15 protein-coding genes are annotated in these 16,876 nt (G+C 70.3%); 7 read left to right on the top strand and 8 right to left on the bottom strand.

The genetic code is table 11. The features are described 5' to 3' along the window. Together ABD817_RS33565 and ABD817_RS33560 are read left to right on the top strand one after the other, a co-directional pair. Positions 1-302, top strand: a 302-nt coding sequence (locus ABD817_RS33565) for a hypothetical protein (RefSeq protein WP_344922326.1), incomplete at its 5' end; no start/stop codon positions are given. 146 nt (positions 303-448) lie between these two features. After that, positions 449-772, top strand: coding sequence for a hypothetical protein (locus ABD817_RS33560; RefSeq protein ID WP_344922325.1), 324 nt, complete (start codon positions 449-451; stop codon positions 770-772). A gap of 120 nt (positions 773-892) precedes the next feature. Here the strand turns inward: ABD817_RS33560 and ABD817_RS33555 are convergent, their stop codons facing one another. From ABD817_RS33555 to ABD817_RS33530, 6 genes are all read right to left on the bottom strand, one after another. Then, entirely contained in the window at positions 893-1,645 is a 753-nt protein-coding gene (locus ABD817_RS33555; RefSeq protein WP_344922324.1) for a hypothetical protein, read from the bottom strand. Positions 1,646-1,816: 171 nt separating this feature from the next. After that, positions 1,817-3,403, bottom strand: coding sequence for an acyl-CoA synthetase (locus tag ABD817_RS33550; protein ID WP_344922323.1), 1,587 nt, complete (start codon positions 3,401-3,403; stop codon positions 1,817-1,819). A 19-nt stretch (positions 3,404-3,422) separates the two neighbouring features. Further along, entirely contained in the window at positions 3,423-4,574 is a 1,152-nt protein-coding gene (locus ABD817_RS33545) for a thiolase domain-containing protein (RefSeq protein WP_344922322.1), read from the bottom strand. Positions 4,575-4,598: 24 nt separating this feature from the next. After that, on the bottom strand, positions 4,599-5,636 hold the full coding sequence (locus ABD817_RS33540; RefSeq protein WP_344922321.1) for a thiolase domain-containing protein: 1,038 nt from the start codon (positions 5,634-5,636) through the stop codon (positions 4,599-4,601). Then, the gene (locus ABD817_RS33535; RefSeq protein WP_344922320.1) at positions 5,637-6,545 is read right to left on the bottom strand and encodes a Zn-ribbon domain-containing OB-fold protein; all 909 of its coding nucleotides are present in this window, start codon (positions 6,543-6,545) and stop codon (positions 5,637-5,639) included. It abuts the gene before it with no gap. Continuing rightward, positions 6,535-8,085, bottom strand: coding sequence for an acyl-CoA synthetase (locus ABD817_RS33530; protein ID WP_344922319.1), 1,551 nt, complete (start codon positions 8,083-8,085; stop codon positions 6,535-6,537). The genes ABD817_RS33535 and ABD817_RS33530 overlap by 11 nt, the downstream gene beginning before the upstream one ends. 404 nt (positions 8,086-8,489) lie before the next feature. On the opposite strand from ABD817_RS33530, the gene ABD817_RS33525 reads away from it, so the two are divergent. From ABD817_RS33525 to ABD817_RS33505, 5 genes are all read left to right on the top strand, one after another. Next, complete coding sequence (locus tag ABD817_RS33525) at positions 8,490-9,305, top strand: crotonase/enoyl-CoA hydratase family protein (RefSeq protein WP_344922318.1); 816 nt, start codon at positions 8,490-8,492, stop codon at positions 9,303-9,305. 102 nt (positions 9,306-9,407) lie between these two features. Continuing rightward, on the top strand, positions 9,408-10,199 hold the full coding sequence (locus ABD817_RS33520; protein WP_344922317.1) for a hypothetical protein: 792 nt from the start codon (positions 9,408-9,410) through the stop codon (positions 10,197-10,199). Between the two features lie 17 nt (positions 10,200-10,216). Then, positions 10,217-11,092, top strand: a complete 876-nt coding sequence (locus ABD817_RS33515) for a DUF3037 domain-containing protein (RefSeq protein ID WP_344922316.1) — start codon at positions 10,217-10,219, stop codon at positions 11,090-11,092. A gap of 78 nt (positions 11,093-11,170) precedes the next feature. Continuing rightward, a complete protein-coding gene (locus ABD817_RS33510) occupies positions 11,171-12,385 on the top strand; it encodes a cysteine desulfurase-like protein (protein ID WP_344922315.1) in 1,215 nt (404 codons plus the stop codon). Positions 12,386-12,637: 252 nt separating this feature from the next. Further along, complete coding sequence (locus ABD817_RS33505; RefSeq protein ID WP_344922314.1) at positions 12,638-13,438, top strand: aminotransferase class IV; 801 nt, start codon at positions 12,638-12,640, stop codon at positions 13,436-13,438. Positions 13,439-13,553: 115 nt separating this feature from the next. Here ABD817_RS33505 and ABD817_RS33500 read toward each other — a convergent pair whose 3' ends face one another. Then, complete coding sequence (locus ABD817_RS33500; RefSeq protein WP_344922313.1) at positions 13,554-15,449, bottom strand: hypothetical protein; 1,896 nt, start codon at positions 15,447-15,449, stop codon at positions 13,554-13,556. A 69-nt stretch (positions 15,450-15,518) separates the two neighbouring features. Continuing rightward, on the bottom strand, positions 15,519-16,634 hold the full coding sequence (locus ABD817_RS33495) for an NAD(P)H-dependent flavin oxidoreductase (protein WP_344922312.1): 1,116 nt from the start codon (positions 16,632-16,634) through the stop codon (positions 15,519-15,521). Between the last annotated feature and the right edge of the window lie 242 nt (positions 16,635-16,876).

Raw genomic sequence — 16,876 nt, 5'->3', positions numbered from 1 at the left:
GCGACCGGCTCGGCGCGGCCACCTGGCGGCCCGGCGCCATCACCGCCCTGCGGCACCTGCGCACGGTTTTGCACGACCACCGGATCTACCCGGCGATCTCCTACGACGAGGGCGAACCGCGCCTCGTCATCAGCGCCGACCTGACCGTGTGGGCCGACCGCGAAGGCGAGTTCTTCGCGTGGGGAGCCGTCCACATGGAGGAGCCCGCCGAGTCCGCTCGAACCGACGACGTACCGCAGGTCGCACGCCGAATCGCCCGGCGACTCGGCGAGCACTACACCGAACCGACCACGGCCCCATGAGCGGCGCGACGGCACGGCGAGTGGCCTCCCATGCCGTCGCGCTCACACTCCCCGCAGGCGGTGGTGCACGACCAGGGGACGCGGCGAGGCGAGGCGCGGGGCCGGGAGTCGTCGCCCGGCCCCCGCACCTCGGAGAGGAGCACGCGATGCCAGCCACCCCCGACACTCAGAGCGGCGATCCGGACACCCGCGTCACCTGGCCCTGCCCCGGTGTCAGCGCACACCCCGTACGCGTCACTTCGAAGCGCCTGGCGCTCGACTGGGAGTCGGTACCGCAGGGGCGTTACCGCGTCACAGAGCACACGTGCTCCTGCCGGATGGTCTTCTACGAGCTGATCTCCTGCGGTGGCACCTACATGATCCACAGGGTGATTCAGAACAGACCGCCAGAACACGCCTTCGCCGGACGGTGGACGCTCCGCGAAGCGCGGGAGATGTGGCGGCAGGTGCTGACCGGGCAGGCGCGGTAGCCGAACACAAAAGTTGACGATGCCCGCCCAAGGGCCGCCTGCCCCGGTATCCGGCACCGGCTCGCCCGTGAACACAACTCATCGCGCAACCGAACAACCCATCATGTTACGGAGGCAAAATCACGGCAGCACCGCCTCCCAGCGGGCGATCAGGGTCTTGCCTCCGGGGGTCACCGTCACGTTGTCCCCCGCCTTCCCGAGGGCGGTACGCAGGGTCGTCGCCTCGCGTCCTTGGTAGGTCCGGGTGCCGAAGTTCCCGCCGGACGCGGCTTCGATCGGTGTGGTGATCCCCTCGGGCCAGGTCGCCTGCCGGATGGGCCGGGCGCTCGGGTCCTCGTACATCGTCACCGTGATCGGCGCGGCGGGGTCGGGGGTGCCGGTGGAGCGGATCCTTGCGGTCAGCTTCGAGAGGCGCTCGGTCGCGGCGACGATCGGCTCGTCCTCCGCCAGCGGCGTCCCCTCCAGCCGGGTCTCGTGCTTCTTTCCGCCGGGGTCCACCACGGTGACGACGGCGAACGGCTGGTCGGTCGCCCCTCCCTTACGGTCGAGCGTGCCCTCCCGTCCCGCGAGGGAGGCGACGAGCCCGGCCCGCAGGTCGCGCAGTTCGGCCTCCGGGAGCGGGACGACGACGAGTTCCCCGTCGCGCAGCGAGACGGCCCGCCCGTCGGCGGTGACGGCCATGCTGTCGCCGCCCTCGCATGTCATCCCGCCGCAGCTGACGTACCGGATGACGACGTCACCGGGCCGAGCACCGGTCGGCGCGATGGTCCCGCCCGGCGCGGTCGGCGCGGTGGTCTCGACGGTGGCGGTGGTTCCGGTGGTCGCGGAGCAGCCGGTCAGGAGGAGAAGCACGGCGGCGAGCAGGAAGCGCATCACACCCCTGAAACGGACCGGCCCCCCGAGCGGTTCACGCCTCGCCGGGCCACGCGGCCCCCTCCCTGCCTCTCCGGACCGGGAGCCCGTACGCCGGTGGCGTTTGACCCCGGCCCACCCGGCGGGCCGGAGCGGGGTGACACCAGGAGGCGGGTGACATCGGGAGGACCGTCAGGAACGGACGGCCTCGGCGATTTTCCTGGCCCAGCGGTAGTCGGCCTTGCCCGCCGGGGAGCGGACCATCTCGTCGACGAAGGCGAAGGTCCTGGGCACCTTGTAGCCGGAGATCCTTCCCCGGCAGTGGGCGCCGAGTTCCTCGGCCGTCGGTGCCGTGCCGGGGCGCGGCTCGATCACCGCCGCCACCCGGGTGCCCCACCGCTCGTCCGGGATACCGGTCACGACCGCGTCGAAGACCGCCGGGTGGCCCTTGAGCACCGCCTCGACCTCCTCGGGGAAGACCTTCTCCCCACCGGTGTTGATGCAGGCGGAGCCCCGGCCGAAGATCGCGATGGTGCCGTCCGCCTCGACCTTGGCCAGGTCGCCGGTGAGCAGCCAGCGGACGCCGCCCCTGTCCGTCACGAACGTACGGGCCGTCTTGGCCTCGTCCTTGTAGTAGCCGGAGGCGATGCGGCCGCTTCTGGCCACGGTGCCCAGCTGGTCCGAGCCGGGTTCGACCGGTTCCAGGGCCTCGCTGAGCACGGCGAGCCCGGCGTGGGGGTTCGCCTGGTAGCGTAGCCCGGACTCGGGGGAGGAGCCGGGGACCGCCGAGGCGGTGTAGCCGGACTCGGTGGAGCCGAAGCTGTCGACGATCATCTTGCCGGGCAGCAGTTCCTCCAGGCGCTCGCGTACGGAACCGCTGAGGATCGCGCCGGTGGAGCTCAGCACGAACAGCGAGGACAGGTCGTAGGCGCCGGTGGCGATCTCGTCGGCCAGTGGGCGGGCCATCGCGTCCCCGGTGATGTTGAGCGTGAGGACCCGCTCCCGCTCGACCGTCCGCAGCACCTCGGCCGCGTCGAACCTGCGGACGTACGCGATCGTGCCGCCCATGCACCAGGCGATGAAGGTGCCCATCTGGGCGGCGCCGTGCATCAGGGGGGCCGCGGCCATCATGGTCATCTCACTCGCGGCGACGGCCGCCTCGATCACCTCGTCCGGGGTGGTGGGCGGCTCGCCGTAGGGGTTGCCGCCGCCGAAGGCGAAGAAGAGGTCCTCGGTACGCCACATCACGCCCTTGGGCAGGCCGGTCGTGCCGCCGGTGTAGATGATGTAGAGGTCGTCGCCCGACCGCTCGGGGAACCCGCGCGTCTCCGGCCGCCCGGCCAGCGCCTCCTCGTACGGCACCGCGCCCTCGACCTCGGACGGTCCCCCCACCGCGACCAGGTGTCGCAGGGCGGGGGCGTGCGGTGCCGTGGCCGCCACCCGGGCGTCGAACTCCACGTCGAACAGCAGGGCCACAATGTCGGAGTCCTTGTAGAGGTAGAGCAGCTCCGCCTCGACGTAGCGGTAGTTCACGTTGACCGGCACCGCCCGGATCTTGAGGGTGGCGAGCAGCCCGGCCACGTACTCGACGCCGTTGTACAGGTGGATCCCGACGTGCTGCCCGGGGCGCACGCCCCTGCTCTCCAGGAAGTGGGCGAGCCGGTTGGCGTGCGCGTCCAACTCGGCGTAGGTCATGTGGCGGTCGCCGCAGACGACGGCCGTACGATCCCCGATCGCGTCGGCGAGTCCTTCGAACAGATCCGCGTGGTTGAACTCCATTCGCACCCCTCCTGGGGGATCAGGGTTTGTCGCTGCCGACCATCCACATCGCGAAGAATTGCGCGCCTCCCCCGTACGCGTGCCCGAGGGCCCGCCTGGCGCCGTCCACCTGGTGCTCCCCCGCCATCCCCCGCACCTGGAGCGCCGCCTCGGCGAACCGGATCAGCCCCGAGGCCCCGATCGGGTTGCTCGACAGCACGCCGCCCGAGGCGTTCCACGGGATGTCGCCGTCCAGGGCGGTGGCCCCGGACTCGGTGAGCTTCCAGCCCTCCCCCTCCGCGGCGAACCCGAGGTTCTCCAGCCACATCGGCTCGTACCAGGAGAAGGGCACGTACACCTCCGCCACGTCGATCTCCCGTCGCGGGTCGGTGACCCCGGCCTGCCGGTAGACGTCGGCCGCGCAGTCCTTGCCGCCCCGCGGGTTCACGGTGTCGCGGCCCGCGCGGAAGATCGGCTCGGAGCGCGTCGCCGCGCCGAGGACCCAGGCGGGGGTACTGCCGGTGAGCCTGTCCTCCGCGGCCAGGACCATCGCGCAGGCGCCGTCGGAGGACGGGCAGGTGTCGAGGTAGCGGATCGGCTCCCACAGCATCGGGGTCGACTCGACCATCCTCTGGTCGATGCCGGGGATCCTCAGGTGGGCGTACGGGTTCTTCAGGGCGTTGCGCCGGTCCTTGACGGCCACGAGGTGGCCGATGTGCCCGGGGGCGCCGGAGCGGCGGATGTACTCGCGGATGTGCGGGGCGAAGTAACCGCCCGCGCCGACGACCAGCGAGGCGCTGAACGGCAGGTGGGTGGAGAGCGCCCAGGTCGCGTTGGACTCCGACTGCTTCTCGAACGCCACCACCAGCACCCGGTCGTGCACGCCGCCCTGGATCAGCGAGGCGCCGACGAGCGCGGTGGACCCGCCGACCGAACCCGCGGTGTGGACCCGCATCATCGGCTTGCCCGCGGCGCCCAGCGCGTCGGCGAGGTACGCCTCGGGCATCATCACGCCCTCGAACAGGTCGGGCGCCTTGCCGATGACGACCGCGTCGATGTCCTTCCAGGTCAGACCCGCGTCCTCCAGCGCGCGCAGGGCCGCCTCGCGGACCAGCCCGGCGAGGGAGACGTCGTGCCGCCTGGTCGTGTAGCGGGTCTGGCCGACCCCGATGACAGCGCAGGGGTTACCCATGGTTCCTATGCCTCCATCACGTCTCTAAGCCCCGTCACGTCTCTGGGCCTCCATCACGGTGACGAGGTTGTGCTGGAGGCAGGGGCCGCTCGTGGCGTGCCCGAGGACGCGGCTCGCGGTGCCGTCCATGACGCGCCCGGCCGCCTCGCCGATCCTGATGAGACCGGTGGCCATGACCGGGTTGGCGGCGAGGGGGCCGCCGCTGGGATTGACGCGCGTGCCCTCCGGGAGCCCCAGCGCCTCGCGCAGGATGAGCTCCTCGTGGCTGAACTGGACGTGCAGCTCGGCCACGTCGACATCACCCTTGCCGACCCCCGCCGCTCGTGCGGCGTCGGCGGCGGAGGTCGACCGGGCGAGATCCCTCATGCCCAGGTAATGGGGTTCTATGCGGTGGGCGATGCCCGTTATCCACGCGGGCCGCTCGCACAGCTCCCCGGCCAGGTCACCGGCCGCCAGCACCACCGCGGCGGCGCCGTCGGTGATCGGGGCGATGTCGTACGGCCGCAGTGGCGCGACCTCGGCGGCCTCCCCTTCGGGGTCGGGCAGGTCGAGGGCGTACGGGTTGGCCCTGCCGTCGGCGCGGCTGCGCCGTACGATCTCGTCCAGCTCGGCCCGGTCCGCCCCGGTGGCCGACGCCTGCAGCGCGGCGAAGGAGACCTGGTCCAGCCCGAGGGGAGCCAGGTAGTACGGGTCCAGCTGGAGCGTCATGATCTCCCGCAGATCCCCCTGGGAGGACTTGCCGAAGCCGTAGACCAGGGCCGAGTCGACGTCGCCGTGCTGGAGCCTGACCCAGGCCTCGTACAGCGCCCAGGCCGCGTCCATCTCGACGTGGCTCTCCGAGATCGGCGGCCAGGCGCCGAGCGCGTCGAGCGCGGAGACGAAGGAGAACGGCGCGCCCGCCAGGTAGTCGCACGACCCCGAGCAGGTGAAGCCGAACCTCCGCAGCCCGGTGGCGGCCCTCACCTCCTCCAGCGGGGGCAGGATGAGCTCGGACTCGCTCTGTCCCTCGTCGACGGCGCTGTGCCGGGTCTGCGCGAACGCGACGACCGCTATCTCCCGCATCTAGAGCTCCGCGTCCGGCTCGCCGGTGGGGGCGAACCACTTGATGTTCGACATGGACGTCGTCCACTCCTCCTCGGGCACCCACACGGCCCGCACCCGCATGCCCTGGCGCACCTCGTGGGCCGCGATCCCGCCGACCAGGGCGATCATCGGGATGTCGGTGCCGTCGAGCCGGATGTACGCCGAGACGAACGGCACCTCGGGGGCGCGCGGGTCGGGCAGGTTGTTGATGGCGAAGGTGGTGATCGTGCCGGTGTCCGGGACGACCACCTCCTCGGTGATCGAGACCCCGCACTCGGGGCACGACAGCCGGTAGGGCACGTAGACCTTGTGGCAGGTGCCGCACCGGCAGCCGATGAGGACACCCTCGGCGACGCCCTCCAGGAAGCGGGTCAGCGCGAGGCCGGGCGTCACCGTGTACTCGACGCGGACCTCGGAGACGATCCGGGTGACCTCGGGGACGAAACTCTCGATGTCGGTGATGTGCCCGGTGCGCCCGGCCCGCCAGCGGGGGCGTACCCGCAGCCCCGGGCGCATCGCCCTGGCGTCCCCGGCGTCTCCCACGTCCACCGCGTGCACTAGCGAGGTGTCGGCGCCGTCCAGCCGGATCAGGGCCCAGGCGAACGGCCGGTCCAGCGGGTGGCCCTTCCTGGGGGCGGTCACCCACGCCCAGCTCTCGACGGTCCCGGCGGGGCCGACCTCGACGAACTCACCGGTCACGGCGTCGCCGGTCTCGGGGTCGTACTCCAGTGGCGGCACCAGTGTGCGGCCCGCCGCCGTGCGGACCCCGACGAGCCGTCCGTCCCGCAGCTCGGTGAGGAAGCGCCCGATCACCGGTCCCGTCGTGCGCGTGTATCCGCCGGGGAACTCCAGCACGTGCCGTGCCCGGGTGTCTTCGCTAGATGGCACGTTCGTGTCCCTTCCAGTACGGGTCACGCAGCTTGCGTTTGAGGAGCTTGCCGTTGGGCTCGCGGGGCATCTCCGCGATGAAGTCGATGGACTTCGGCCACTTCATCCTCGACAGGCGGCCGCGCAGCGACTCGATGAGCTCGGCCGCCAGCTCGGGCGAGGGGACGACGCCGGGCGCGGGCTCGACCACGGCCTTGATCTGCTCGCCCCACTCCTCGTCGGGGATGCCGAACACGGCCACGTCGGCGATCTTGGGGTGGACCGTCAGCTCGTTCTCGATCTCGGCCGGGTAGATGTTGGTCCCACCGGAGATGATCATGTCGGCCTTGCGGTCGCAGAGGAAGAGGAAGCCCTCCCCGTCCAGGTAGCCGATGTCGCCGACGGTGAAGTGGTCGCGCAGGCGGTTGGCCTCGGTCTTGGCCGGGTCGCCCTTGTACTCGAAGCCGGTGCCCAGCATCTTCATGTAGATGGTGCCGGGGGTTCCCGTCGGCACGGGCTCCAGGTTCTCGTCCACGATAAGCAGTTCGCTGATCGGCCAGGCGGTGCCGACGGTGCCGGGGTGCTTCCTCCAGCCCTCCGGGGTGGCGATGGTGCCGCCGCCCTCGGTGGCCGCGTAGTACTCGTAGACGCAGTCGCCCCACCACTCCAACATGGCCCACTTGACGGGGACCGGGCAGGGGGCCGCGGCGTGGATCATCCACCTGAGGGAGGAGAGGTCGTACTTCGACCTCACCTCGCCGGGGAGCGCGAGCAGGCGCTTGAAGTGGGTGGGAACCAGGTGCGAGTTGGTGACGCGGTACCTCTCGCAGAGCCGGAGCGTCTCCTCGGCGTCCCACCTGTCCATGTAGACGAGCGTGTGCCCCATCTGCAGGGCCGTCCCCCCGAACTGGGTGACGGCGGTGTGGTAGTTCGGCGAGGTGACCAGGTGGACGTTCTCCTTGCCCGGGGTGATGCCGAACAGCGTGAGCAGGAACGTCATCGACTCGGCCCCGTCGTCCGGGTCCAGGCCGTTGAGCGGGCGGCGCACGCCCTTGGGCCTGCCGGTGGTGCCGGAGGTGTAGTGCATGGTGGCGCCCGCCGTACGGTCGGCGGGGGCGGTGTCCGGCTGTCCCTCGGTCAGCTCGGAGACCGGCCTCACCCCCTCCACCCGCCCGAACGTGAAGACGCGGCCGGGGGCGATGCCCGACTCCGCGGCGCCGCGCAGGCCCTCCTCGGCGTAGCGCTCGTGCACGAAGAAGGCGCGCGCCTCGCTGTCGGCGACGATGTAGCCGATCTCGGGACCGGTGAGGTGCCAGTTGATCGGCGTGTAGTACCAGCCGGCCTGCAGGGCGGCGAGATAGAGGGTGAGCCCGTCGGAGCCGTTGGGCATGAGCCCGCAGATGCCGTCGCCCGTCTTGAGACCGAGTTCTCTCAGGCCGTGGACGAGACGGTTGGCACGGGCGAGCAGGTCACCGGCGCGGTGTTCGGTGCCGTCCGGGTCGACGGCGGCCACCCACCCGGGGTCCGCCTGCGCCAGCCTCCAGAAACCGAGCGTACCCATCGGACATCCTCTCGGTGGAAAGGCCCCGGTACGCCGGAGTGCATCACGTTCTCTTTATCGCGACAAGCCCTGGCGGAACGGGGTATATAGAACAAGAATCTGTTCTTGTACGCATGGGCAGAGTAACCCCGGGAGATACACCTAGCAAGCGCTTGACTTAGCGCGGAACCCGCCCCATCCGTGAGGGACCGGCCTTCGGAGGACGTCTCACCCCACACCACCGGAAACCCCGGATGGCCAGACCGCACGGGAACGACCGGCCCCCACCCCGGGCCGTCGGACCACACGAAAACCCCGGGCCGCCAGGGCACACAGAAGCGACCGAGGCTCCCCCACACCGCGCGAGAGCGATACAGACCCGGAATCTCCCATCAGGCACCTGGTGAATCAACGGAGGTCGTCCCGTGGAACTCCTGCCGATCAGCACGCCGCACTGCCGGATCGAACGCGACGGGCACATCGTGGTCGTCACGATGGACCGGCCCGAGGCGAGGAACGCGCTCTCCACCGACATGCTGGTCGGCCTGGCCGACGCCTGGGCCTACGTCTCGGCGGAGCCCGGGGTCCGCGTCGCCGTCCTGACCGGCGCGCACGGGACGTTCTGCGCGGGTGCCGACCTCAAGGCCATGGGTACCCCGTCCCAGGACCCCCGGGTCAGGGAGCGGGCCGCGGCCATCCCCGACTTCCACTGGAAGGGCCTGCTCCGCGACTCCGGCGCGCTGCCGACGAAGCCGATCGTCTGCGCGGTCGAGGGGTACGCCGTGGCCGGGGGCACCGAACTGCTCGTCGGCACCGACCTGCGGGTGGTCGCCGAGTCCGCCACCCTCGGCCTGTTCGAGGCCCGCCGCGCCCTCTTCCCCATGGGCGGCTCCGCGATCCGCCTCCCCCGCCAGATCCCGTACGCCTTCGCCATGGACATCCTGCTCACCGGCCGCGCCGTCACCGCGCGGGAGGCGCTGGACATGGGCCTGGTCAACCGGGTCGTCCCCGACGGGGAGGCACTCACCGCCGCCCTGGAGATCGCCGCCCAGGTCGCCGAGTGCGGCCCCCTCGCCGTCCAGGCCATCCTCCGCGCCTACCGGGAGACCCTGGGCCTGCCCGAGGCCGAGGCCCTGAAGGTCTCCGACACCATCGGCTGGCCGGTCATCGCCTCGGAGGACGCCAGGGAGGGCTCCCGGGCCTTCCGCGAAAAACGCCCGGCCACCTACCGGGGCGCCTGATCCGGGACACCACCGACTCCTTCTTCGGCAACCACCGGCCGCAGCGCTCACGCCCCGTTTATGCTGCCGCGATGAACCGTCGGTGAGTGAGCGGAGGCAGCCTTGGTCGATCTTGCCAGCTGGTACGGCCTGGTCAGCGGCCGCAGCGACGACTACGACGCCCTCCAGTTGGTCGCGGTCGTCGCCCCTGGCGGGCAAAGCTGGGCAAGTCCCTTCCGCGCGATCGCCGATGACGGAAACGACTATTTCGTCAAGACCTTGGAATCCTGTCGACGAGATTGGGCCAGAGGGTCACTCGCGGTCGAGTACATCGTCGGCAGAGCGGGAAAGCTGATCGAAGCTCCGGTGTGTGACAGCAGGTTGATCCGCATACCCGAGGACTTCAGAGGCGACGAGATTCGCCCCGGCATTCCCCTCGTACCGGGAATCGCCCACGCCAGCAAGGCGTTGGAGCACGCCGACGAGCAACGCGACCACCTGGCGTACCGCAACCAGGATCACAACCGAGCCCGCCATGTCGGCGTCTACGCACTGTATGACTGGTGTTACGGAGATGACGCCCAGTGGCTTTACGATCTCGACGACGACCGGTCGATCTACTCGCATGATCACGGCCTGTACTTTCCGCCCAACCACGGCGGCATCGAAGCCAACATACTCAAGCAGTCCGCCGACGAACCGAATGTGCTGCCCGACGCCCCGAAAGGGTTGGATCCGAAGGCGGTCGAAACCGTCGCGAGAGCCCTTGAGAAAATAGATCGCGATGCTCTCGTCAACATCCTGCGCGCCGTGCCAGCATCGTGGCCGGTGAGCGACGAAGCTTTGGCGACGCTCGGCTGGTTTCTTGAGCACCGGGCATCCGCCGTGGCGAGCCGTCTACGAGCCCTAGCCTGAAGGGGGTGTGACATCCAGTGAGCAGATACATCTACTCGATCGTTCGTTGTCTCCCTGACCCGCGAACCGGGGAATTCGTCAACGTCGGCGCCATAGCCGGCGATCCGAATACCGGCGACTGGGCCGTCCGGCGCTTGAGCAACACCGAACGGATCAAAAAGTTCGCACCGGCCCCGGCGATCGATGTCACCGACCGTTTCATGGTCCGGCTGAGCAGCGAGATAGCCGAGGCGCGCGAGAGCCTGGAAACCGATAACAGTCACCCGTTCGGTGACGACTGGCTCCTCAAGCTGCATCACGACCATCGGAACATCGTGCAGCTCAGCCCTCCGGTTCCGATCGTCGCCAACCACGCTGAGGCCGCACTGGACATCATCTTCGGGCGAATGATCATTGATCCGGCGTCACAGCCGCGACAGGTCACCGTCGGAAAGGACCGAGTCGTTCAGGACCTTCGTAAAGCCTATGCGCAGGCACAGATACCAGCGCACCTCCTGAGACCGAAATCCGAAGTGTTCATCGGCGACAAACTGCATTCCGCCATCGACATGGCCATCGCCAACGGCAAGGTCGCACAGCTGGCACAGGGCTGGTCCTTCCGGGTCACCGGCATGGAAAGGCTCCTCACACAGGTGAAGGCCTGGGGTTTCGCGCTGGAACGCCTGCGCCGCGGTGACGAGGCGCGGGTGGTGGACGCTCAGGGGCGCTTGAGTGAAGTCGCCCGAGACGTGAATCTACAGGTGGTCATCGCGACACCCGAGACGATTCAGCAGGAGGCGGCCTACGAAGAGGCGGAGCAGGTCTTCCACACGCTGGGCGCCGAAGTGCATCCCGTGGAAAACGTGGGTGCCGTGAGTGCCCGAGCCGTGGATCTCGTCCGAGAACTGCTCTGACATGTCCGGTTCCGGTGCCCCGCCTCTCGCGGAGAGGCGGGGCACTTCCGTATTGTCGACAGCGATCCGGGAGGTCTCATGGCATACGACGTGGCGGCTGTACGGGCGCGCTTTCCCGCGTTGGACGAGGGCGCGGCGCACTTCGACGGGCCGGGGGGCTCGCAGGTTCCCGCGGAGGTCGCGGAGGCCGTGGCCGGTGCGCTGCGGTCCGCCGTCTCCAACCGGGGCGTCGAGACCGCCGCCGAGCGGCGCGCCGACGGGATCGTGACCGAGGCGCGCCGGGCGATGGCCGACCTGCTCGGCGCCACGCCGGGCGGCATCGTGTTCGGCCGGAGCATGACGCAGCTCACCTACGACATGGCCCGTGCGCTCGCCAAGGAGTGGCGCCCCGGTGACGAGGTCGTGGTCACCACGCTGGACCACGACGCGAACATCCGGCCCTGGACGCAGGCCGCCGAGGCGCGCGGGGTCACGGTGCGCTGGGCCGACTTCGACCCGGAGCGCGGTGAGCTGGACGTCGCCGCGATCGCCGACCTGCTCACCGGGCGCACCAGGCTGGTGGCCGTCACGGCCGCGTCGAACCTGCTGGGCACCCGCCCGGACATCCCGGCGATCGCCGAGCGGGTGCACGCGGCCGGGGCGCTGCTCTACGTCGACGGCGTGCACCTGACACCGCACAGCCTGGTCGACGTCGGAGGGCTGGGCGCCGACTTCTACGCCTGCTCGCCGTACAAGTTCCTCGGCCCGCACCTGGGCGTGCTCGCCGCCGACCCCGGCCTGCTGGAGACCGTCCACCCCGACAAGCTGCTCCCCTCCAGCGACGCGGTGCCCGAACGCTTCGAGCTGGGCACGCTGCCGTACGAGCTGCTCGCCGGTACGACGGCGGCGGTCGGCTTCCTGGCCGGTCTCGTACCGGGCGAGGGAGACCGGCGCGAACGCCTGGCCCGCTCGATGGCCACGCTGGAGGAGCACGAGAACGCCCTGCTCGAACGGCTCGACGCCGGTCTGGCCGAGACCGCCGGGGTGACCTCGTACGGCGCGGCGTCGCGCAGGCGCACCCCCACGACGCTGTTCTCCGTCGACCACGTCAGCCCTGCCGACGCCTACCGCTTCCTGGCCGAACGCGGCGTCAACGCGCCCGCGAGCAGCTTCTACGCGCTGGAGTGCTCCCGCCGCCTGGGCCTGGGCGACACCGGCGCCCTCCGGGCCGGAATCGCGCCCTACACCGACGAGTCGGACGTGGACAGGCTGCTGAAGGGCATCCGCGAACTGGCCGGAACGCGCGGCGGGTAGCTCACTCCTCGCCCCCTGACCGAGCCTCGGCGCGGCCCAGTGCCTGAACGAGATCGGCGGCCAGGAGGGATACCGGCAGAGCAAAGGTATCGGTGCCTGTCCACAAACCGATCGCTTCGGGGTCCGCGAGGTGTTGAGGGTGCTGCGGCGCCGCCCACCCTTCCGCGAGCGGAGCGGTTCGGCTGCGACCGTGGTCGTCGCCGTGTCGACCGGACGAGTGTCCCGCATCGGTTGCTGGCGTACTCTGCGGGGATGTTGTACGTGGAGATCAACGGTGCTGCTCCCTCAATAGCCGACCTGCACCGCGTAGCGGTCGTCAACTACGGACACTTCACCTCGATGCAGGTGCGGGAGAACCGGGTTCGTGGGTTGGACCTGCATCTGCGCAGGCTCGACGACGCATCGAAGGAACTCTTCACGGCGACGCCGGGAACCGACCGCGTACGCTCGCTTCTACGACAGGCTTTGGACCATGGGCCGGGCGACGTGTCCGCACGGATTTCCGTCTTCGCCAGGTCAGGCGACATCTCTGTCCCGACCCCAGACGTTGATCTCGCCGTCATGGTGTCGCTGAGCGATCCGGTTCCTGAAACACCTCAGACACCGTGGAGCGTGTGCTCCATCCCATACCTTCGGGAATCAGCACATCTGAAACACGCCGCGACCATGGGACTCATCAGGGCTCGCCGCGCCGCCAGGTCCCAAGGCTTCGATGATGCCGTCTTCATCGGGCCGGACGGGCTCATCCTCGAGGGTTCCATCTGGAACCTCGGGCTTTGGGACGGTGAAACCGTTACCTGGCCACAGGGGCCGAAGCTGCCAGGCGTGACCGAACAGCTGCTGACGATGGGCCTTCACCGCATCGGAGTGCGGACGCGGACCAGGCCGGTGGTCGCGCAGGATCTTGCCCACTACCAGGCGGCGTTCGCCAGCTACTCCTGGTGTCCGGCACAGCCGTTGGCCAGTCTGGACGACGTGTCGTTCGCGAACCCCCCGGCGGCGTTCACGATGCTGGAGAAGGCATGGGACTCCGTACCCTGGGAGACCGTCTAATGGCGGCGGCCCGCATGTGACGCCCGGTTGCCCATGTCGGCCCTGACGGTAAAACCCCATGGAGGGACACCGCACACCGCCGAACTCCACGTCCGGCACGGGAGAGGCGCGCTCGTCAGGCGGGGACGACGCCGCCGAGGGTGGCGAGGGTGACGCACAGGTCCGCGTCGGGGGACAGGATCTCGATCTGGATCGAGGGCGTGGCGGCGCTCACCGGTAGGAAGACCCTCCCCGCGCCCCTGGCGAAGGCGACCTCGATCTCCTCCTGACCGAGCTGACCGAGCTGACCGAGCCGGCCGAGCCGCACGTAGGCCGCGGTCTCCTCCGCGCGAACGTAGGAGAGGCTGAGCGTCGCCGTGCCGCCCCGGTGACGCAGCGGGACGGTGACGAGGCCGCCGACGCGGGGGAAGCACTCGCCGGACGCGGGCACGGCGTACCCGCCGCGGACCTCGGCGGGGACCAGTCTGCCCTGGTCGTCGAGGACCAGCGGGTTCGTCGTCGGCCTCGGATGGCGCATGAGGGCGGCCAGGCCGGGGGGCGCCAGCGGGCTCAGCAGGTGCGAGCTGAGGTTCTCCTCTCCGAAGGAGAGCCAGAGCAGGTCGTCGGGGAGAGGGCGCGGGTAGATGTCGGTCGTCTCGGGGGCCGAGGCGAGGGTCGCCCGTACGGACTCCAGATACCGCTCGGTCCTGGCGCGGTGGTCCTCCTGCCCCGCGACGTAGCCCTCGACCGACACGACGGAGAAGGCGAGGAAGGCACAGACCACCACACCCCCCGCCACCCGGACGGACCGGCCCCGGGGGACACGGCGGCGGTAGGGCCGTTTCTCGCCGAGCAGCGGAAGCGTCGCGAGGGCGAGCGCGAGCGTCGCGACCAGGGCGCTGTCGGCCAGGTAGCGGGTGTCCTGCGCCGAGAAGAAGAACTGGCCGCGCCCCAGGAAGACCGGGACCATCAGCACCGCGGGGGTGAGGAACAGGATCGTCCAGGCCCGCCACGCCCCCCGCCGCCAGAGCAGGGTGACCACCACGACGGCGACGATGACGGCCCAGGCGAGCGCGATCACCGCGACCGGCGGATCGGACAGCTCGTCCGTCCACCGGCCGGGACCGCCGATGATGGAGGTCGGCATGGTGACGCCGAAGAACCGCGTGACGAACGCCATCCCCTGGGCGGGCGTCGGCAGCCCGGCCGACTGCTGCAGCTCGTCGAGCTTGGTGAGCACGTAGACCGAGTAGACGGCGATCAGCCCGGCGTACACCCCCCAGGCCCGTGCGTGCCGGGTGAGGACCCGCGAGCGGGGCCGCTCGGGGAAGTAGAGGACCGTGACGAGCAGCAGCAGGAGCGGGATCGCGACGGTGGCCTTCAGCTGGAACGACAGGAGCCCGAGGAGCGTCCATCCGGCCGCCGCGAGGACGTGCGAGAACCTGCCGTCGCGCAGATAGAGGACGTGGCTGCTCAACGCCATCGCGATGGCGATCTGCAGCGGGAGCGCCTGCAGTCCCGCCGCCCACCACCACGAGGCGGTGAAGGCCATGGGCGTGATCAGGTAGAACGACAGGGGAAGCAGGATGGCCGCGCGCCCGCCGAAGAGCACCCCGAGCATGCGGAGCACGGCCAGCGACGCGCCGAGTTGCAGGAGCAGCAGCGAGGCGGCGGCCAGGCCCCAGCCGTAGGGGTGGACGGCCGTGACGATTCCGACGATCGCCATCGGGACCGGCATCAGGTGGGCGCCGTAGATCTGGGTGAGGAACTCCCAGCCGAACCCCTGCCAGGCCGCCCTGCCGGTGAGCGTGAGGTCGTCGAGGAAGAAGTAGCCACGGCCGAGGAGGACGCCGTGCCAGACCAGCTGGGCGGCGATGAGCGCCAGGGCGACGGCCGGAACCCACCGCTCGCCGCGACGTCGCCTTCCCTCACCCGGGACGGGCGCCAGGGCGGCGGGCACCCACCGACTACGGGAACGCGGCCGGTCCGCCGCCTCCTCGCCAGGGGCCCGGTCGACCTCGGGGTGCGCCATCCATCTCCAACCTCGTCAACCACATCGTCGTTGATGAGTTTGTAGCGCACATCCGAACACCGGTGCCACTCAGTCGCCCGTTATGCGATCCAACCGGTCCTTGGCCGCCACATACTCCTCTACCAGGCTGAACACGACGTCACGGGTGGATCTCACCTGGTTCATCGCGCCGATGATCTGCCCGGCGGGGAAGGTCGCGAGCTCGGTCGCGCCGGAGCGGCCGATCCGGCGGAGCGCCTCGGAGATCAACATGAACTGCAGCGGCATCGGGAGCGTGCCGGGCGACTCCGGGGACTCCCAGGCGTCGGTCCACTCGTTCCTGAGCAGCCGGGCGGGCTTGCCGGTCCAGGACCGCGAGCGCACGGTGTCGCGCGAGGTGGCCTCCAGGATGCGGCGCCTGACCACCTCGGAGGTGTCGGCCTCCTCCACGGCGAGCCAGATCGACCCCGTCCACACGCCCTCGGCGCCGAGCGCGAGCCCGGCCGCCACCTGGCGGCCGTCGCCGATGCCGCCCGCCGCGAGTACGGGGACGTCGACGGCGTCCACGACCTGCGGGACGAGGACCATCGTGGAGATCTCCCCGGTGTGCCCGCCCGCCTCGGTGCCCTGGGCCACGACGATGTCCACGCCGACCTCGACCTGCTTGACCGCGTGCCGGGGTGTGGAGGCGAGCGCGGCGACCTTCACCCCCCTGGCGTGGGCCTGGCCGACCACGTCGGCGGGGGGCGGGCCCAGCGCGTTGGCGAGCAGCGCGATCGGGTGCCTCAGCGCCACCTCGACCTGCGGGCGGGCGGTGGCATCGGTCCAGCCGAGCAGCACCCTCCCCGCGTCCGCGTCGGCCGACAGCGGCGGCACGCCGTGGGCGGCGAGCAGGCCGTCGACGAACTCCCGGTGCTCCCGGGGGATCATCCCCTGGAGCCGTCCCACGAGGTCCTCCGGGGAGTCGACACCGAGGTCCGATCCGGCGTACGAGGCGGGCATGACCACGTCGACGCCGTACGGCCTGCCGCCGACGTGGGCGTCGATCCACGTGAGCTCCGTTTCGAGCTCCTCCGGGGTGAAGGAGAGGGCTCCGAGCACCCCCATCCCCCCGGCGCGGCTCACCTCGGCGACGACGTCACGGCAGTGGCTGAACGCGAAGATCGGCAACTCTATCCCGAGCATGTCGGTGACACGGGTCCGCATGCGTTGACTGTACGACCGCCGGAAATTAACTGCAACGTGTTCTAGTGTGTGGTCTTTCCTTCGGCCGGAACTCAAAGCTACTCGCGAGTAATCAACGGGGGAAAAGGGTGAAACACGTTCCAGCGGCATTCCGGTGAGCGTTCCGGCGAACGCTTTGGTGGCGTTCCGGCGAGAAGCGTGCGGCGGGGAGGCGGGAAAAAGCGGGGAGGCCGCGGGCGCTCTCGCCCGCGGCCTCCCCGTCA

The organism is Streptosporangium oxazolinicum (genome assembly GCF_039537505.1).
In the GTDB taxonomy this organism is placed as follows: Bacteria; Actinomycetota; Actinomycetes; order Streptosporangiales; family Streptosporangiaceae; genus Streptosporangium; species Streptosporangium oxazolinicum.
The sequence above is the reverse complement of the archived record's forward strand: the minus strand, read 5'-3'. Positions and strand labels throughout refer to the sequence as shown.